An 18603-nucleotide genomic window follows, 5' to 3' on the forward strand; every position below is an offset into this window, starting at 1 on the left:
TTGGATACAGCTACTGTGACACAGGACGAAAATCCATCCCCAGTGGTGTCGAGTTCATAGCGTCCCCAGCGCTTCGACTTCGTCCTCCAGGAGCATCCTGGGCCCTCTCGAATCATCCAGTCCCCAATGGCGGATTCGAGAGGGCCCCTTCTGCTTTCCTCCGTGACGCTCCCGCTCGTCGGTCGCAGCGTGCGGAGGAAAGCGGAAGCACTCCTGCGCCTAGGCTGGAGACATGGCCGCGAAGAAGTCTGCGCGCGCGAAGCGCGCTAAGGGATCCAAGAGCAAGCCCGGTCCGGAGGAGTTCCGCTCCGAGGCGCTCGCTCAGGCTCTCGAGAAGCAGGACATGGCCGCGGTGGCCCTCGCTCTGCGTCACGGCACCACCGTCGTTCCGCTGATCCGGCCCGGCGCTCGCGACAACCCCATCGACGGGGGTGAGGTGTGGACGTACCGCGATCCGCGCACGGGCGAGGTCGCGCTGCTGCTGTTCAGCGATGCCCGCAACAAGCCTGCCAACCTGCCACCCGGTGTCGGGATCTACTCGGCGGGCTGGCTGCGTGCGTTCCTCACGACGTATCAGGATCGCATCACGACGGTCTTCCTCGACATCGCCGGCCCGCACCCCATGCAGGCTGCGCCCGCTGACCTTCTTGCTGCGTTGAACGTCGATACCGACCAGGACGCCGACGCTGCGCCTGAGGAGGATGCTGCGGAGGAGGGCTCTCCGGAGGCCTAGAACGCCGGGATGTCGTCTTCGCGGCGCCGCTGCGTGCCGCGGGCTTTGACGTCGTCGATGGCGGCGCGCAGTGTGCCGGAGCGGTCATCGACGACCTGCGCGTAGCCCAGCCGGCCCGCTTCCGACCGCCGCTGCGCGGCCTGGGTGACCGGACGCACCTCGCCCGCGAGGCTGAGCTCGCCGACGGCGGCCACCGTGCGGGGTACGGCGACGTTGCGTAGCGAGCCGGCGACGGCGATCGCGATCGCGAGGTCGGCTGCCGGCTCGGTGAAGCGCACGCCACCGACCGTCGAGACGTAGACGTCTTGATCGCTCGTCTTGATGCCGGCGCGGCGTTCGAGCACCGCCAGCACCATCGCGACGCGTGCCGAGTCGAGGCCGTTCACGACGCGGCGCGGGTTGGGTGCTGCGGTCGGAATCGTCAGCGCCTGCACTTCCACCGGCATCGCGCGACGGCCCTCGAGGGCGATGGCGACGCACGTTCCCGGTTCGGGCTTGCCGCGCGAGAGGAAGAGCTGGCTGGGGTCGGGCACTTCGGCGATGCCTGCGCCCGTCATCTCGAAGCAGCCGACCTCGTCGGTCGGGCCGAATCGGTTCTTCAATGCCCGGACGAAGCGGAGGGCCGTCTGGCGGTCACCTTCGAAGTGGCAGACGACATCGACGAGGTGCTCGAGCATGCGCGGACCCGCGACCTGCCCGTCTTTCGTGACGTGGCCGACGAGGATGATCGGCAGGTCGCGCTCTTTCGCGATCCGGATGAGAGTGGAGGCGACGTCGCGCACCTGGCTGGGCTGCCCGGCCGCTCCGTCGATGAGCGCCGACGCGACCGTCTGCACCGAGTCGACGATGACCAGCTGCGGCTGCACCTCGTCGATGTGCCCGAGGATCGTGCCCAGGTCGGTCTCGCTCGCCAGGTACAGCTCATCGTGCAGGGCGTTCGTGCGCTCAGCACGCAACCGCACCTGCGCCTGCGACTCTTCGGCGCTCGCGTAGAGCACACGTCGTCCGGACTGGGCTGCCCGCGCGGCGACCTCGAGGAGCAGCGTGGATTTGCCGACGCCCGGCTCGCCGCTGAGCAGAATGGCGGCACCCGGCACGATGCCACCCCCCAGGACCCGGTCGAACTCGGCCACACCGCTTGATCTGCGGGGCGAATCGGCGGTGGTGATCTGTGTGATCGGGCGAGCGGCACGCCCCGCGCTCGGCGCCACCGGTGAGACCTGTCGCACGATGCCGGTCTGCGCTGCGCGTTCGACGACGGTGCCCCACTGCTGGCACTCTCCGCAGCGGCCGGCCCACTTCGCGGCGGTCCACCCGCATTCCGAGCACACATAGGCGGAAGGAGCGGGTCGACGAGTGGCCATGAGATCAGGCTAATCGGGGCAGCGGACATCGAGGTCGCGCCGGCCCGCAGCATCCGCCTTCGCGGCCCCGTGATCCGCGGAATTCCGGTGCAACTCATTATTCACGGCCCGACGAATAGGGGTTTTATACGGACCCGTGAATAATGGAGACATGCCTCCCGCAAGGCCCACCTACGGGCCGATTTCGAGCTACTCGCGAGTGCGGATCCTGCACCTCGTGCAGTCGCAGCCACATCGCACGATCGGTGAGCTGTGCGATGCGACCGGGCTGCACGCGAACACCGTTCGCGAGCACCTGCAGCGGCTCATCGACGGCGGGTATGTGGTGCAAGAGAGCGAGAAGCGTGCCACTCGTGGTCGCCCCCGCACGCTCTACAGTGCCGCGACCGGCGCCCCCGGAGCCTCCAGCTCCATCGCCCAGAAGAAGGTCATCGCGGCTGCTCGCCGTGGCGACCTGCTTCGTCGCGCGATCCCGGGAGCCGCGGGCGAGACCCTCGAAGAAGCAGCGACCCACCAGCTCGACGCCCTCGTCGAGCATCTGGAGGAGTCGGGCTTCGAGCCCCTCATCGACGAAGGCGCGCTCACGGTTGACCTTTCCCCCTGCCCGCATGCCGCAGCGTTGCCACAGCACCGACCGGTGCTGTGCCAGGTTCACCTGGGGCTGATGCAGGGAGTGCTGGCGCAGGCGGGAGGGCCGCTTCTGGCCCGGTGCGTGCGCACGACCGATCAGGTCAACGACTGCACGGTGGAACTGGCTCACGCCTCCTAGGGCGTGCGGAGACTGCAAAAAGGCAGCACAGGGGCAGACGCAGTGAATTATCACGGTGCCGGCCCCCGAACTCGGCGTACCCGCCGAACTAGCGTGGAGAACAGGGCAGAAGCCTGAGGAGGCACGATGGAATGGCTTGATCCACTCGTATTGTCGAGATGGCAATTCGGATTGACGACGGTGTACCACTACCTGTTCGTCCCGCTGACGATCGGCATGGCGCTCGCCGCGGCGATCTTCCAGACCGCGTGGGTGCGCACCGCCAAGGTGCAGTACCTCCACCTCACCCGCTTCTTCGGCAAGATCTTCCTGATCAACTTTGCGATGGGCGTAGTGACAGGAATCGTGCAGGAGTTCCAGTTCGGCATGAACTGGTCGGACTACTCCCGGTTCGTCGGCGACGTCTTCGGAGCTCCGCTGGCTTTCGAAGGTCTCCTTGCCTTCTTCTTCGAGGCGACCTTCATCGGCCTGTGGATCTTCGGCTGGGACAAGCTGAGCCCCAAGCTGCACCTCATGACCATCTGGTGCGTCGCGATCGGAAGCATCGTCTCGGCGTACTTCATCATCGCCGCCAACGCATTCATGCAGAACCCGGTCGGCTATGAGTTCAACCCCGAGACCAACCGTGCCGAGCTGGTCGACTTCGGTGCGCTGCTGACCAACCCGGTCGCACTTGCGGCGTTCCCGCACACGATCTTCGGTGCGTTCATGTTCGCCGCCGGTGTCATCATCTCGGTGTCGGCCTGGCACCTGGCGCGCGGGCAGCACCTCGACACGATGCGCATCTCGCTCAAGTTCGGTCTCTGGGCGATGATCATCTCGACCGTGGGCGTCGTGCTCACCGGGGACCAGCTGGGCCTTGCGATGTACGCCACGCAGCCGATGAAGATGGCCGCAGCCGAAGCGACCTTCAACACCGTGTGCGGCAAGGAGGCGGCGTTCAGTCTCTTCACGCTCGGCACGCCGGACGGCAAGACCGACCTCTTCTCGATCCGCGTGCCGTACCTGCTGTCGCTGCTGTCCACGCACACCCTCGACGGCTGCGTGCACGGCATCAACGACCTCAATGCGCAGTACGCGATCGAGTTCGCTGACACGGGTCTCACCGACTTCACCCCTGTGCTGTGGATCACGTACTGGGCCTTCCGCTGGATGATCGGTCTCGGAATGGCGGCTGCCCTCGTCGCCGTCGTCGGTCTCTGGATCACGCGCAAGAAGGCGAAGAACCCGCCGGCACCGTGGATGTGGAAGATCGCGATCTGGTCGTTCCCGTTGGCGCTCTTCGCCAACATCATGGGCTGGGTCTTCACCGAGATGGGCCGCCAACCCTGGATCGTCTTCAGCCTCATGTCGACGCAGGACGGCGTCTCGCCCGGCGTGAGCGGAGTCGAGGTGCTCATCTCGCTGATCGCCTTCACCGCGATCTACGCGGCGCTCGCCGTCGTGGAGATCCGCCTCATCGTCAAGGCCGCCCAGAAGGGGCCTGACACGTCCGAGAAGCCTGACGAGACGGCCAAGCTGCCGTCGGTCGTCTACTGAGTGAGAGGAGAGACACATGGATCTCGCAACAATCTGGTTCTGGATCGTCGCCTTCCTCTTCGTCGGCTACTTCCTCCTCGACGGCTTCGACTTCGGTGTCGGCATGTCCCTGCCGTTCCTGGGCAAGAACGACGTCTCGCGTCGGCAGATCATCAACACGATCGGCCCGGTCTGGGACCTCAATGAGACGTGGGTCATCGTGGCCGGTGCCGCGCTGTTCGCGTCGTTCCCGGAGTGGTACGCCTCGCTGTTCAGCGGGTTCTATCTGCCGCTGCTGATCATCCTGCTCGCTCTCATCGCCCGCGGTGTGTCGTTCGAGTACCGGCACCAGCGCGATGACGACCGCTGGCGCAACCGCTTCGACTGGATGATCGTGATCGGCTCGGCGGTTCCCGCGCTGCTGTGGGGTGTCGCCTTCGGCAACATCGTGCAGGGTGTGCCGCTGGATGAGAACCACATCTTCCGGGGCACGATCCTGACGCTGCTGAATCCCTACGGCCTCCTGGTCGGTGTGACGACGCTGCTGCTGTTCTTCGTGCACGGCCTGTACTTCATCGGCCTCAAGACCGACGGGCAGGTGCGCAGCGATGCGATCCGGCTTGCGAAGATCGCCGCTGTGCCGACGATCCTCGCCGCCGCCGGCACCGTCGTCTGGACGATCGTGATCGCTGCGGGGCGTCCGGATGCGCTGCTCTGGCTCGTCATCGCGTGCGGTGCGATCGCCGCGGTCTTCCTGATCACTGCGACCATCTTCTCGGCGAAGGGCCTTGAGGGCTGGGCGTTCACGAGCATGCTCGTCACGATCGCCGCAGCCGTCGTGATGCTGTTCGGAGCACTGTTCCCGTACGTGCTGCCGTCGACGATCGACCCGGCGTACAGCCTGACGATCGCCAACGCATCGAGCACGCCGTACACCCTGCAGATCATGAGCTGGACGGCCCTGTTCGCGATCCCGTTCGTGCTGCTCTACCAGGGCTGGACGTACTGGGTGTTCCGCAAGCGCGTCACGCGCGCCTCGATCGAGGCGGCGCCTGCGCACGCGTAATACTGTCAGTGCTCGCTCTCGGCGAGCAGGCTCCTGATCTGCGGATGCTTCTGCGCGAAGCATTCGCAGATCAGGGCCTGCGCCGAGAGAGACCTGCACGCCGATTCGGAGCATTCGCATGAAACCCCTCGATCCTCGCCTCCTGCGCTATGCGCCGGCGGCGCGAACGTACGTTGCCGCCTCGGCGCTGATCGCGGTGGTGCAGACCGTTGTGACGATCGCGTTCGCGTGGTTCCTCGCGGACGCGCTGACCGGACTGATCGCGGGGCGCGACGTGCGCACGTCGCTGCTGTGGCTCGTCGCGATAATTCTCGTGCGCGGCCTGCTGATCTGGGCCAGCGAAGCGTGGGGCCTTCGCGCTGCGGCGCAGACGGGGGCACAGCTACGGGCGGCCCTGTTGCGCGCGATCGGGCGCAGGGGCCCAGGATGGCTCGCGCAGCGCAACCAGGCAGAGCTCGCGGTCACGGCGGGGCACGGGCTGGATGCGCTCGATCCCTACTTCGCGCGGTACATCCCGCAGCTCGTGCTGACCATGATCGCGACTCCTGTGATCGTCGCGGTGATGTGGTGGCAGGACTGGCCGAGTGGTGTCGCGGCTATCATCACGCTTCCGCTCATCCCGCTGTTCCTCATTCTCATCGGCATCGCGACGCGCAGCGTGCAGCGTCGTCAGCTGGGTGTGCTGCAGCAGCTGGCCGCCCGGTTCGCCGACACCGTGCAGGGGCTCGCCACGCTGCGCGTCTTCGGGCGCGAGCGCCGCGCCGTGACGCGGATGCGCGAGACGGCCGAGCAGTATCGCCGTGAGACGATGAGCGTGCTGCGCTACTCGTTCATCTCGGGCTTCGCGCTCGAGCTGCTGTCGTCGCTGGCGGTTGCGATCATCGCGGTGTCGGTGGGCTTCCGCCTGCTCGACCGCGACATCACACTTGAGGTCGGGCTCTTCGTGCTGCTGCTCGCGCCCGAGGCGTTTCTGCCGCTGCGTCAGGTGGGAGTGCAGTTCCACGCTGCAGCCGAGGGCGTGGCGGCGACGGAGCAGATCTTCGAGGTGCTCGACGGGGACGCGCCTCGCGCCGCAACCCAGGCCGTCGCTGAGCAACCGACAGACGCGCAGGCCCCGGCAGGCGCCGCGCTCGTGCTGCAGGATGTGTCGGTCCGCTACGGCGATCGCGTGCTGCCCCCGGTCTCTCTGACAGCCGCGGCCGGGACGGTGACCCTGATCGAAGGCCCCAGTGGCTCCGGGAAGTCGAGTATCTTCGCCGCGCTTCGCGGCGCGGCGGACTTTGATGGGTCCGTGACGGTCGGGGAAGCGGATGTGCGCGCCCTCGCGCCCTCTGACTGGATGGCGTGGGCGGGGCAGCGACCGGGCCTCATCCGCGGAACAGTCGCCGAGAACGTCGCCCTGGGGCAAGAGCCGGATGCGGCGCGCGTCGCTCATGCGCTCACCGCCGCGCAGGCGGACACGATCGATCCTGCGCTCGCGCTCGGCGTGCAGGGTTCGGGGCTCTCCGGCGGTCAGGCGCAGCGCGTCGCGGTCGCCCGTGCGCTGTACCGGCTCGATGACGGTGTGCAGGTTCTCGCGCTCGACGAGCCGTCCAGCGCTCTCGATGCTGAGACGGAGGAGGCGCTGTGGCGGAGCATCCGCGCGGTGGCCGATTCCGGCGTCGCCGTTCTACTGATCTCGCACCGTCGATCGGCACGGGAGATCGCCGACCACATCGTCTCGGTGGGGGTGTCTGCATGAGCGTCTCGACCTCGTCGGTCCGCGGAATCCTGCGTGCCGCTCAGCCGCCGTTCCGACAGTTCTGGCCCGGGCTGCTGAGCGGCATCCTGTCGGCCGCGGCCGCGATCGGACTCCTGCTTGTGAGCGGATGGCTGATCGTCAGCGCGTCGATCGTCGACTCGCTCGTGCCGCTCTCAGTCGCGGTCGTCGGCGTGCGCTTCTTCGCCGTCTCGCGTGCCGTGTTCCGCTATCTTGAGCGGCTCGCGGGACACAGCGCCGCGTTGAAGCAGCTCGCGGGGCTTCGCGCCGGGATCGTCGATCGGCTCATCCCGCTCTCGCCCGCGGGGCTCGGTTCGACCGACCGCGGCGCGGTGCTGTCGAGTCTCGTCGACGATGTCGAGAACCTGCAGAACCTTCCTTTGCGGGTTGTGCAGCCACTTGTGACGGGCGGGGTCATCGCGCTGACGGCCATCGCTGTGGTGGCGTTCATCTCACCCGCGGCGGCGCTGTCGCTCGCCGTCTGCCTCATCGTTGCGACCGTCGTCGCGGTGCTCATCGGGGGCGTGCTCGGCAGCCGCGCAGAACGCGAGATCGCTGCGCGCCGCGCCACGCTCTCCGGTGCGCTCGTCGACTACCTGGCCAGCCTCGACGTGCTGCTCGCCTATGGGGCGGAAGAAGCGGCACACCGCCGGATCACGGATGCGGATGCTGCGCTGCGCCGTGCGGTGACCCGCGCCGCGCTCGCGCAGGCGGTGTCGGCCGCGGTCGTCTCCGTCGCTGCGGGTGCGGCGTCGGTGGGGGCGCTCATAGTGGCTCTCCCCGGTCAGCCCGGCGGAGCCGTGGATGCGCCGTGGTTCGCGGTGGCGGTGCTGCTGCCGATGGCCGTCTTCGAAGTGTTCGCGGTCGTGCCGCAGGCCGCGTCGTCGTGGCGGAGTGTGCGCGCGAGCGCCGAGCGTATTCACGCGGTGCTGCCGCAGGCGCTTCCCTCGGTAGTGCGCGACGACGACGGAGAACCGCTGGCGTCCGCGTCCGGTGTGCCGGCCGTGCGGGTGCGAGCCCTCCGGGCTTCCTGGCCGGATGCGCCGGAGACCCTGCGCGGTATCGACCTGGACGTCGATCCGGGGGAGCGCGTGCTGGTGACAGGATCCAGCGGCGCCGGAAAGTCGACCCTCGCGGCTGTTCTCGTCGGCTTCCTGCGCTTCGAGGGCGAGTACAGTCTGGGGGATCAGGATGCTGCGCGCATCGCTGGTCCGGAGCTTCGCCGCGTCGTCGGGCTGTGCGAGCAGTCGCCGCAGTTGTTCGATGAGGACATCCGGCAGAACCTGCTCTTCGCGAACGATTCGGCGACCGATGAAGAGCTCCTGGCCGTGCTCGACAGGGTCGGCCTCGGCGCGTGGGTGGCCGAGCGCGGCGGCCTCGATGCGCGGGTCGGCGAGCGTGGCGCGCTGGTCTCGGGTGGACAGGCGCAGCGCATCGCGCTCGCCCGTGCGCTGTTGCGTGGCTTCCCTGTGCTGGTGCTCGACGAGCCGACCGCGGGCGTCGACCCCGAGGCATCCGATGCCCTGCTGCGCGATCTGCTCGCTGCCGCCGATGCGCAATCGGTCATCCTGATCTCGCACGTCGCACCTCCGGCAGGGACGATCGACCGCACGGTGCGGATCGTCGCCGGACAGACCGTCGCGCACTGAGGGGTGACACCTCTGCGGTGCCGACGTAGCGTGGAGGGATGACGCGCACAGACGAAGTACGCCGAATGATCGATGCCTCACCGGTGCGGGTGTTCACCGCGCTGACGACGCCGGAGAGTCTGGAGCAGTGGCTCGCCCCTGACGGCATGACGGCGCGCGTGGAACGCTTCGATGCGCGCGCCGGCGGGGAGACGCGTATGGTGCTGACCTACGACGACGCCAGCGATGCGCCGGGAAAGAGCGATGCCGCGCACGATGTTGTGGAGACCACGATCGTCGCGTTCGAGCCCGGGGTGCGCATCGTGCAGGCGATCACGTTCGAGACTGACGACGACGCCTTCGCGGGTGTCATGCGCATGACCTGGGAGGTCGTCGCCGATGGAGCGCACTCGCAGGTGCTGTTCCGTGCGGAGGATGTTCCGTCGGGGATCTCTGCCGAGGATCACATCGAAGGACTGACGGCGTCGCTGCGCAACCTGGCGGCCCACGTCGAGCGCTGAGCCTCAGGCTCAGAGGTCTTCGGGTTCGGGCGGATCGACCGTGAAGCCCTGGGCCTCCAGCATCCGCCGACGCTCTTCCAGACGCCGGTGCAACTCCTGCTGCCCGTCGGCGATGAGATCGGCCGGCAGGTCGATGTGAGCGCCGCGAGCGGCACCATGGCGCTCGGCGATGAAGCGGTCGAGCTCCGGGCCGGAGGTCCACGAGGAGATGAGCGCGTACCGCGGTGCGGTGCCGCGGTGCCAGACCGCGTGCCAGAAGCGCTGTGTGTCGAGCACGAGTCGGGTGCCTGCGGGGAGGGGGATTCGCGTCTCGGTCGCGGGATCGAAGCGATCCTCGCGGAGGATCAGCAGCGATTCGCCGTCGTCGCTGAGGTTCTCGTAGCCGCGGACGACCCAGCCGGTGCCCTCGGGGTTGAGGCGGTTGTTGTCGTCTTTGTGCAGGTTGTAGATGGCGTCAGCGTAGGTGTTCGGCTGCAGTTCGATGACGCGGCAGCGGCCGACCCCTGCGCCGGCCGCGAGAGCGCGGCGCTGCAGAGACGGGGCGATCGCGACCTGAGATGCGATCCACACGCCGTCCTTGTCGGTGCGCGGGGGAGTGTGGTTCCAGAACGCGTTGCAGTCGACCTCGCCGAAGGCACTCGCCAGCGGTGCGAAGCGGGTCACCCCGGAGGACCGCCACGGCACGTACGCGAGGTTCATCCACTCGCTCGCATCCACGTCGCGCTCTGCACGGTCGAGGATGACGTATCCGGTCTCGTCGAGAGCACTCGATCTGAAGTACGGCATGCGCTCACCCTTTCCTGCGGCACCAAAGGCACTAAGGGCATGCTAAGCCAGAGTGCGGAAAGCGCCGATTCGGGCCGCCGTGAATAAGGCGCGGGAGGTGACTTGGGATGCCTCGGCGCGAAGCATCCGCCTGAATGAAACCGATAGCGTGGAGGCATGACGCAACCCCAGGGAGCCCACCTCGTCGGCAGCGTGAACTACGACGACGCCGAGAAAACGATGCGCACGGCCGCGGCCGAGATGGGGCCGCTGCTGCATCGCATCCCGGACGGCGAGGTCGGCAAGAGGTTCCACTGGATCATGTTCCAGCCCGACGTGCTCGGACAGACCGAGGGGCTCGAGCGCATCGGCGACGAGCCGCGGATGCTGCGCACTCTCGACACGCGTCCTCTGCGCATCGCCGACGGCGTGGACGCTGCCGCGCTGCAGTTCCCGCCGCTGGGGTACGCGTCTGCGGCGATCGAGTCGTACGCGATCTTCGCCCGTCTGCGCGCCGAGGGCGCGATCGCGGCCCGAACGCGTTTCCAGGTGTCGCTGCCGACGCTCGTCGCCGTCGTGTCTGCGTTCTTCTTCGGAGATGACCGCGAGGCGATCGAGCCTGTCTACACCGCGGCGATGCTGCGTGAGTTGGACGAGATCCTCGCGGCGATCCCTCACGAAGACCTAGCGATCCAGTGGGACGTCGCCTCGGAGATGGGCATCATCGAGCAGGCCGCCGTGTATGGCAAGCCCATGTCGGCCTGGTGGCCCGGCGATCCCTTCGACGGGCTCGTCTCGCGTCTCGCCGCGCTCGTGGATGCCGTGCCCGTGGACGTCGAGGTCGGTGTGCACCTCTGCTACGGCGACATCGCCGAAGCCCACTTCATCGAGCCCAAGGACGCGGGAACACTGACCCGCTTCGCGAACGCCATCGTCGCGGCGTCCGCTCGTCCGCTGACCTGGCTACACCTGCCCGTGCCGATCGAGCGCGACGACGAGGCGTACTACGCGCCGCTCGCAGATCTCACGCTGGCGGACGAGACCGAGCTGTACATCGGTCTCGTGCACCGCGAAGACGGCGTTGAAGGCGCGCATCGCCGCATCGCCGTCGCATCGAAGTTCGTGCCGGCGTACGGGGTGGCGACCGAGTGCGGCATCGGCCGCGCGCCCGAGGGAACGACCGAAGGCATCTTCCGCACGCACGCTGAGGTCGCAGCGGCCTGGTGACACGCCGCCCCGCGAACTCGATTCGCGCTGAGGCGGGCGGTGCCGTAAGCTTTTCCGCGGTGACGTGTCCGAGCGGCCGAAGGTGCAACACTCGAAATGTTGTGTAGGTTCACCCCTACCGTGGGTTCAAATCCCACCGTCACCGCCATGGAAACCCCCTCCTTGTGAGGGGGTTTTCGCATATCTGGAACGGTCCTCAGTAATACACCCAGCTGTATTGAGCCGGCAGGACGAACAGGGCGACGACCAGAGCTCCCACGGCGAGGACGCTGGAAAGGGATACGAGGACAACCCCGAGAACTCTCACCTTGACGCCTGCGGTCACGGCCGAACCGGGCCAGGAAGCAATAGCCGTCACCACAAGCGACGACACCCACACCAGGAGAAGCACCGAAGCAAGTATCACGCCTACTTCGCTCTCTGTGTCCTCCCAATAGGGAGCGCGACCGAAACTGCCTCCTACCCACACCAGTCCTGAGAGGTTGAGTTGCGCAGCGGCGCCGAGGCCGCACAGTATCCCGACGACGCTCGTTACGACGAGAACGAAGATCCTCAATGGATGCGCCTTTCTGATCTCGCTGTGCTCAGAACCCCTGGTGCCAACGGTGATCGTCCAGTACAGCATGTGGCGGTGACGGCCGCAGACATTCCTCGCCAGGGCGGCGGCTCGCGAGGCCACGCGTGAACACTCCAACAGATGAACTTCATCTTTCATCCATTCGCCCGCGTCACCTCTTCGACCGTTCGGACTCCTTCTTCATGTAACGACGCCTAGTCGGGCATGATCTGAGGGGATTCTGTGTGATGAAGGGGAGTGGAACGATGAGAAGCACGTTTGTGAAGAGATCGAGCCGAGGGGGAGCGATGTTCGCGGGGGCGCTGCTCGCCCTCGGTGTGATCTTCGCGCCCAGCGCAGCGATGGCCGCCGAGATCGAGAACGGCGACCCCGTCTACATCGGCGGGCGGGAAGGGTACCCGGGCACAGGCATCTTCCCGATCTGGTCATCGGGTAGTCAGGCTGGGGAGCCTGACTACTGGGCCTATTGCATCGAGCACGACGTGACCGCCAAGACCGGTCTCCAGGGCATCGCTGGCGACGCCGACAGCTTCCTCGGAAGCAACTACTTCGCCGATCCGGCGATCCCCGGCAAGGTCCTCTGGGTCCTCGCCAACAGCTACCCGGCAGTGAGCCTCGAAGAGCTGGCTGCTGAGTCGGGCGTGCCCCTGATCTCGCGCAGTGACGCGATCGAGGCCACGCAGTATGCGATCTGGCGCTACACGGATCTCACCTTCGATGCGGCGTGGGCGTGGGAGACGCCCGAGTCGGAAGCGGCCTATTGGTATCTGGTGAACGGCGCGAATGCCAGCTCCGGTCTGACGCCGAGTGAACTCACCGTCACGGCATCTGTGACGGCACCGAGCGCGGCGCAGGCGGCCGGAACGCTCGTCGGCCCGTTCCTCGTGAACACCAACCAGGCGACTGTCGCGCTCTCCGTCGACCCCGCCGTCACCGTCACGGACGTGGACGGGAATGCGATCGACGTGAACGCCGTCGCCGACGGGCAGGAGATCTATCTCGACCTGCGCGGAACCACGGCCGCCGGAAGCGCCACCGTTCGGGTCGTCGCGGACGGTGCGACAACCGGCAAGGTCGTGTCTGTCCCGAACACACCCGGAGGCACGCCGAGCGAGGCGGATCATGCGCAGACGATCATCTTGGTCGCCCCGGGCTCGGCGACCACGACGGCCGAGGCGGCCGCGGCGTGGGCCGCAGTGCCGGGAGCTGTCGTGCCCGTCATCGGAACGTCTTTGGTCGACTCCGCGGACGGAGACCGGGTGCTGGCCTGGAACGGCGGCACGGTGATCGACACCGTCGCCTACGAGAACCTGGTGCCCGGCACGGAGTACACGCTTGTCGGTGAGCTGATGCGCAAATCGGATGGCTCGTCGACGGGCATCACGGGAACGACGACGTTCACCCCGACGTCCGCCAACGGATCGGTCGATGTCAGCTTCGTCGTGCCGGAGGGATTCGCAGGTCAGACTCTCGTCGCATTCGAGTGGCTGTTCGTGGGGACGGACACACTCGGCGAACCTGTTGCGGCTCACACCGACATCGAGGACGCGGCTCAGACGGTCGTCGTAGACGCCGCAGTGCCGGTCGCGCCGGTCGTGCCCGCCGGACCGAGCCCGTCGGGCGGACAGCACCTCGCCGCGACCGGTTCACCGGCGCCGGTTGCGCTCGCCGCCGGTGCGTTGCTCAGCGTCATCGCCGGCGCGGCTCTGCTGATGGCCAGACGGCGATCAGCAGAAGCCTGATCCGACCAGTGAGGCAGGGGAGCGGAACCCGAACCGCGCCCCTGCCTCACTCATGCACCACGGATATCCGCTCCACGGAAACTTCTGTGAGAGAGGTGCCACGCGGGCATCCGACTTCTAGGATGTGGATGCGGGCGAGGCGGATCGGCCGTGCTCGTCCTCTCGGCCCGAAGCCGGAGAGGCGGGCGAGCGTCGTTCTGAGGGGAAGACGTGAACGAGTCTCGTGGCGACGCCGATCTTCTTCGCAGCCTGCGCGAGGGAGATCAGAGCGCATATGCGATTCTGTGGGAGCGCCACATCGGCGCCGCCCTGCGCTATGCGCACCGGGTCTACCCTGCGCGCGGGGAGGATCTGGCCTCGGAGGCATTCCTTGCGATCTACCAGCAGGTGACGACCACCGGCAAAGGGCCTGAGTTCGCCTTTCGCTCGTACCTCAAGGCGGTGATCCGCAACACCGCCATCCGGTGGCGGAAAGAGGCCGACCTCGTCGACGACACCGCCGCCGCTGACAGCACGGACTTCCGCGATGCGCTCAACCTCATCGAAAGGGAGGCGAACGCCAGCGATCTGCGAGGGGCATTCGAGGAGCTTCCGGAACGCTGGCAGCGAGTGCTGTGGCTGAGCGAGGTCGCCGAGGTCGGGCGTCCCGAGATCGCCCTCGAGCTCGGCATCAAGCCGAACGCCGTCTCCGCGCTGCAACGCCGCGCCCGCTCGGGCCTCAAGCTGAACTGGCTTGCGCGACAGATTCCGCTCGCGTTGCGCGACGACACGGCCCACGCTGCGCATCTCTTCCCTCGTCATCTTGCGGAGCCTCAGGACATGACCGTGGCGGAGGAGGTCTCCACGCATGTCGCGGAATGCTCCGTCTGCAGCGAACTGCTCCTCAATCTGCGCAACGACGCGCGGAGACTGCAGAACGTCACCTTGTCGGCGGTCGGTTTCGGTGCCCTGGGCGTCACGCTTCCTTCCGTGAGCGCATTCGCGCCCGGAACCGTGGCTGCGGCGGCGATCGTCACCGCAGGGGCGGGGATCGGCCTCACCGGACTCATCACCGGTGGTATCGGCGCACTCTCCCTCGGCGGCGTTCTGCTCACGACACTTCTGCTCCCCGGGCCGGGGCCGGTGGCTCCTTCTGAGGCTGTCGCGGACTCGACGACGAGCACGGCGCCCGTCGCGCCCGATCTGATCGTTCCCGAAGGTGCGGTCGTCGCGCCCGCGCCCACCCTGCCGGCCGTGCCATCGCCGACCGGACGCTGGAATGCCGACCCTTCGATCGATTCCGTCGATCTCGTCAATGATCCGGCTGCGGAGGTGCCGCTGGCCCCGACCGCGCCTGTGACGGCACCCGGCACGACACCGGGCCCCGGCGAAGGCGCGGAATCGGCGCCGAGCCCGGGAATGTCCACACCGCCGACGTCATCCGGCTATCTCGCTCCGGTGCTGGCGGGGCGGACGACGCCGGGGGCGGAGATCGGCATCGAGGTAGACGGACAGCGCTATGCGCCGGCGGTTGCGGCGGACGGCACGTGGTCGTTCGATCCGCGCGGCCTTCAGCTCGCCGCGGGAGACTATGAGTATCAGGCGTGGGCCTTCGACAGCACCGGACCGTCTCCCTCGACGACAGGGACCTTCACGATCCTTCCCGTCGTCATCGGCGGCTTCGAGAATATCTCCGGTATGGAAGACATGCAGGTCGCGGAGGCGAGCACCACGGGTCTCGTGATCTCCGCCACCGGGCCGGCGAACGGCTCCATCTTCATCACCACCATGCAGGGGCACACCGCGATCATCCCCCTCGATGAGAACGGGAACGCGCTGAAGCGGCTGCGGATGCACTCACGAGGCTGGTACTGGTTCACGTTCCGCGCGCTGGACGTAGACGAGAACTGGGGCCCGCCCACAGAGCATGCGCTCGATGTCTACGACCCCGAGATCATCTTCGACCCCTGGGGCCCCGGGCCCGAAGAGATGACGTTCGAGATCACTGATCCTTAGTCGACGGGGTCTCCGTTGTTCGACGGCCGCGGTCTCCGCCACCAGAGGCGCCGCTTCGGCGTGGGCGGGGCAGGCTCAGGGATGGCCGGGCTGGATGCCCGCTTGCGCTCGCGCCAGGCCGTGATGTCGTCATCGATGTTGCGCAGCGCGGTCACGACGGGCGGCCCGCCGAGCAGTTGCATCCGCGCGTGGCGGACGCGCTTGTTGAACTCCTCCAGGTACTCGCGTACATCGGACTCGTGCCACATGGCGTCGAGCGTCTCCTCGACCTCCGCCGATTCTTTGCGCAGCTGGAAGGCAGGCGGTGCGAGACCTGTGAGGTCTTCGCTCTGGATCTTCCGGCGGATCCACCAGTCCGGATCATTCGGGCTCCCGAGACCTTCGATCGGCTTTCCTGCGCCCGGAAGGTTGTCGAACTCGCCGCGGTCAATCGCCATCTGGATCGTCAGCTCGACCGCAGCCCAGCGCTCTTCCGTGGTCGACCACCGCGGTGGGCCGCCCGCGCCGTGCTCGGGCGTATCGTCGGCGTCTTCACGGTTCACATCATGCTCCTTCCGGGACCGAAATCTCTGGTCAACAGCGTCGGCCGGGCTCAGATACCCAGCGCCCGCGCCCACTCTGCTTCGTGAGCGCGCGCGTACTCGGTGGCTCCCGCCCAGTATGCGCCGTGGCCTTCGACGAACATCGTCGACCATGGTTCGACACCGGATGTGGAGGCGTCGCGCAGCATCGTATGCATGGCGGCCGCGCGGGTGCCCAGCATTGCGGGCAGTGCCGCGCGGAGCTCGTCAGACGGCGCATAGCCGTCGATGATCGCCGCGAGCCGCGCCGCAGCGGCCTCCACAGGCGCGCCTTCCGCGATCCCGGCGAACGCCTGCGCCGAGTATGCGAGATCCCACAGCCGCGAGCTCGGACCGGCCGCATCCCAGTCGATGAAGGCCCACCGTTCACCCATCACGAGATTCCACGGGGTGAGGTCGTTGTGGCAGACCAGGTCGGGGTCCGGAGCGGGGATCAGCGCGGGCTGCCAGTCATCGTCGAGCGGTACATCCGCGCACGCGTCGTGGATGCGGCGGATCAAGGCCCCCACCTGTCGCAGGTCGCGACCGTTCAGCGGCAGCAGGTCCATCGCCATCCGGCCGGGCACGAACTCGATGCTCTGTCGACCCGCTGCGTCAGCACCCAGATGCGTCGGAACATCGATCCCGGCATCCTGTACGACCGCCATCAACCGGGCCACCGCAGGCGTCGAGGACAGCCATGGCTTGCGCACCGTCTCGCCCACGCGCACGACGCCCGTCGTCGCGTTGCCGCCGGCGAGGGGCTCTTCCGTGGTCATCCCCTCAGCGTAGGCGGCGTGCGCTGTTCCCCAGGCAACCTCGGGTTGCCTCGCGTAGTGTCGAGGTTCCTGCCCCGCCCTGGCGCCTTTCCAAGGTGTCGGGCGAACGAATCGAGGGAGTTACTCCGGATGCCACGCATGGTGCAGTTTCCCGAGGGGCGGCAGATCGCGCTGACCTGGTCGATCCCCGACTCCTTCGGCGGGCTCACGACGGCCATGCTGCGCCGCTCTCGGGCGTTTCGAACCCTGGGGGGAACGGATGTCTCGGTGTTCACCCTGGATCCGCGCGAGAACCGCGTGCGCCGCGACCAGGTGCTGGCCGAGCGCGAGGCGCTCATCGACGGTGTGACCGTCGGAAACCTGTACGACTGGCTCCGAGAGCATCCTCTTCCCGGCGGTGGCTTGTACCTCGACCGAGAGGTCTTCACCCCCATCGAACCCGGCCAGGGGCTGGACGAGCGTGACACCGAGGACGGGCCGGCGCGTCGTCGCATCCGGCACAACGATGCCGGTGACGTGATGCAGATCGACCACCTTCGTGCCGACGGAACGCTCGTGCTCAGTGACCGCTACGACAGCACCGAACCGGGCACGAAGAGCGGCCGTTCGCTCGTGCTGTGCGATGAGACCGGCGCACCGGTGAGGTCGTGGCGCAAGGTCTGGCATCTGTACACCGCCTGGCTCGACCGCTTCACAGCGAAGAAACCGTCGTTCCTCATCGTCGACAGCAAGGTTGTCGCGAAGTTCGTCCTCACGTATCGACGTGAGCACGTCACCACGATCCATGTCGTGCACGGCTCGCACCTCAACGACGGCCCGGAGCCCGTGCGCGTCTCCCGCCGTGAAGTGTTCGCTCGCCTGTCGGACTTCGACGCCGTGGTCTTCCCGACCAACGGACAGCGGGCCGACGTCCGCACGATCGTCGGTCCCGAACCGCGGCTCTTCACGGTGCCGAACTCACTGCCCGATCCGATGCCGTCCGCGGACTCCGGCAGAACCGGCGCAGCCATGGTCGCGCGACTTGAGCCCCTCAAGCAGGTCGAGCATGCGATCGAGGCCGTGCAGCGCGCGAACGAGACACTCGCCTCGCCGATCACACTCGATGTCTACGGAGACGGCCCCCTGCGGGCGGAGCTGGAAGCACAGACGAACGGCGACCCGACCGTGCGGCTGAACGGCTTCACGACCGACGTGCAGGAACGTCTGGCGCAGGCATCCGTCCTTCTGCTGACCAGCCGGTCCGAGGCCTTCGCGCTCGCCATCGGCGAAGCCATGGCGGCGGGCTGTTTGCCGATCGCCTACGACATCAGCTACGGGCCGAGCGATTTCATCGAGCACGGCAAGAACGGATGGCTCGTCGCGAAGAACGACATCGCGGGCCTTGCGGCCGCACTTGTCGAGGCATCCCGCCTCCCCGAGCGGCGCCTGACAGCGATGCGTCGCAGTGCGCGCAAGCGCGCCGCGGACTTCACCGAGGCACGCGTGATCGAGATCTGGGCGCGAGTGCTGCGCGAGGCCGCAGGGCACGAGCCCGTCGAACCCCGCGGGTTCCTGTCTCGCCTTCGTCGCTGAGATCGCGTCACGGGAATCCGTCGAGTGG

General features: G+C 67.5%; 16 protein-coding genes and 1 tRNA gene. 12 read left to right on the forward strand and 5 right to left on the reverse strand.

Annotated elements, in window-relative coordinates; all coding sequences use genetic code 11:
* The first annotated feature begins 232 nt into the window (after nt 1-232).
* On the forward strand, nt 233-733 hold the full coding sequence (locus AC1REM_RS05715) for a dehydrogenase (protein ID WP_492513760.1): 501 nt from the start codon (nt 233-235) through the stop codon (nt 731-733).
* Here AC1REM_RS05715 and radA read toward each other — a convergent pair.
* Nucleotides 730-2097 carry a DNA repair protein RadA gene (radA, locus tag AC1REM_RS05720; RefSeq protein ID WP_492513761.1) on the reverse strand — a complete coding sequence of 456 codons (1368 nt, stop codon included), beginning with the start codon at nt 2095-2097 and terminating at the stop codon, nt 730-732. The genes AC1REM_RS05715 and radA overlap by 4 nt on opposite strands.
* Before the next feature lie 151 nt (nt 2098-2248).
* On the opposite strand from radA, the gene AC1REM_RS05725 reads away from it, so the two are divergent.
* From AC1REM_RS05725 to AC1REM_RS05750, 6 genes are all read left to right on the forward strand, one after another.
* A complete protein-coding gene (locus tag AC1REM_RS05725) occupies nt 2249-2866 on the forward strand; it encodes a helix-turn-helix transcriptional regulator (protein WP_492513762.1) in 618 nt (205 codons plus the stop codon).
* Nucleotides 2867-2992: 126 nt separating this feature from the next.
* Nucleotides 2993-4405: a cytochrome ubiquinol oxidase subunit I gene (locus tag AC1REM_RS05730; protein WP_492513763.1), complete on the forward strand. Its 1413-nt coding sequence runs from the start codon at nt 2993-2995 to the stop codon at nt 4403-4405.
* 16 nt (nt 4406-4421) lie between these two features.
* Nucleotides 4422-5450 (forward strand): cytochrome d ubiquinol oxidase subunit II, encoded by a 1029-nt coding sequence (gene cydB, locus AC1REM_RS05735; RefSeq protein ID WP_492513764.1) that lies wholly within the window; start codon nt 4422-4424, stop codon nt 5448-5450.
* Between the two features lie 118 nt (nt 5451-5568).
* Nucleotides 5569-7191: a thiol reductant ABC exporter subunit CydD gene (gene cydD / locus AC1REM_RS05740; RefSeq protein ID WP_492513765.1), complete on the forward strand. Its 1623-nt coding sequence runs from the start codon at nt 5569-5571 to the stop codon at nt 7189-7191.
* Nucleotides 7188-8858, forward strand: a complete 1671-nt coding sequence (cydC, locus tag AC1REM_RS05745; protein WP_492513766.1) for a thiol reductant ABC exporter subunit CydC — start codon at nt 7188-7190, stop codon at nt 8856-8858. The genes cydD and cydC overlap by 4 nt, the downstream gene beginning before the upstream one ends.
* A gap of 38 nt (nt 8859-8896) precedes the next feature.
* Nucleotides 8897-9358, forward strand: a complete 462-nt coding sequence (locus AC1REM_RS05750; protein ID WP_492513767.1) for an SRPBCC domain-containing protein — start codon at nt 8897-8899, stop codon at nt 9356-9358.
* A gap of 9 nt (nt 9359-9367) precedes the next feature.
* Here AC1REM_RS05750 and AC1REM_RS05755 read toward each other — a convergent pair whose 3' ends face one another.
* The gene (locus tag AC1REM_RS05755) at nt 9368-10144 is read right to left on the reverse strand and encodes a hypothetical protein (protein WP_492513768.1); all 777 of its coding nucleotides are present in this window, start codon (nt 10142-10144) and stop codon (nt 9368-9370) included.
* Between the two features lie 156 nt (nt 10145-10300).
* Between AC1REM_RS05755 and AC1REM_RS05760 the strand changes: the two genes are divergently transcribed.
* Together AC1REM_RS05760 and AC1REM_RS05765 are read left to right on the forward strand one after the other, a co-directional pair.
* Complete coding sequence (locus tag AC1REM_RS05760; RefSeq protein WP_492513769.1) at nt 10301-11350, forward strand: hypothetical protein; 1050 nt, start codon at nt 10301-10303, stop codon at nt 11348-11350.
* Between the two features lie 58 nt (nt 11351-11408).
* A tRNA-Ser gene (locus AC1REM_RS05765) sits at nt 11409-11498 on the forward strand.
* A 48-nt stretch (nt 11499-11546) separates the two neighbouring features.
* Here the strand turns inward: AC1REM_RS05765 and AC1REM_RS05770 are convergent.
* The gene (locus AC1REM_RS05770) at nt 11547-12029 is read right to left on the reverse strand and encodes a hypothetical protein (protein ID WP_492513770.1); all 483 of its coding nucleotides are present in this window, start codon (nt 12027-12029) and stop codon (nt 11547-11549) included.
* Nucleotides 12030-12187: 158 nt separating this feature from the next.
* Between AC1REM_RS05770 and AC1REM_RS05775 the strand changes: the two genes are divergently transcribed.
* Complete coding sequence (locus AC1REM_RS05775; protein ID WP_492513771.1) at nt 12188-13669, forward strand: VaFE repeat-containing surface-anchored protein; 1482 nt, start codon at nt 12188-12190, stop codon at nt 13667-13669.
* Nucleotides 13670-13879: 210 nt separating this feature from the next.
* On the forward strand, nt 13880-15664 hold the full coding sequence (locus AC1REM_RS05780; RefSeq protein WP_492513772.1) for a sigma-70 family RNA polymerase sigma factor: 1785 nt from the start codon (nt 13880-13882) through the stop codon (nt 15662-15664).
* Here the strand turns inward: AC1REM_RS05780 and AC1REM_RS05785 are convergent.
* Together AC1REM_RS05785 and AC1REM_RS05790 are read right to left on the reverse strand one after the other, a co-directional pair.
* Nucleotides 15661-16206, reverse strand: coding sequence for a DnaJ family domain-containing protein (locus tag AC1REM_RS05785; RefSeq protein ID WP_492513773.1), 546 nt, complete (start codon nt 16204-16206; stop codon nt 15661-15663). The genes AC1REM_RS05780 and AC1REM_RS05785 overlap by 4 nt on opposite strands.
* A gap of 50 nt (nt 16207-16256) precedes the next feature.
* Nucleotides 16257-17003 (reverse strand): phosphotransferase, encoded by a 747-nt coding sequence (locus AC1REM_RS05790; RefSeq protein ID WP_492513774.1) that lies wholly within the window; start codon nt 17001-17003, stop codon nt 16257-16259.
* Nucleotides 17004-17141: 138 nt separating this feature from the next.
* On the opposite strand from AC1REM_RS05790, the gene AC1REM_RS05795 reads away from it, so the two are divergent.
* The gene (locus AC1REM_RS05795; protein WP_492513775.1) at nt 17142-18575 is read left to right on the forward strand and encodes a glycosyltransferase; all 1434 of its coding nucleotides are present in this window, start codon (nt 17142-17144) and stop codon (nt 18573-18575) included.
* Nucleotides 18576-18603 lie beyond the last annotated feature (28 nt).

The organism is Microbacterium sp. GW823-FHT02G05, assembly GCF_058797175.1.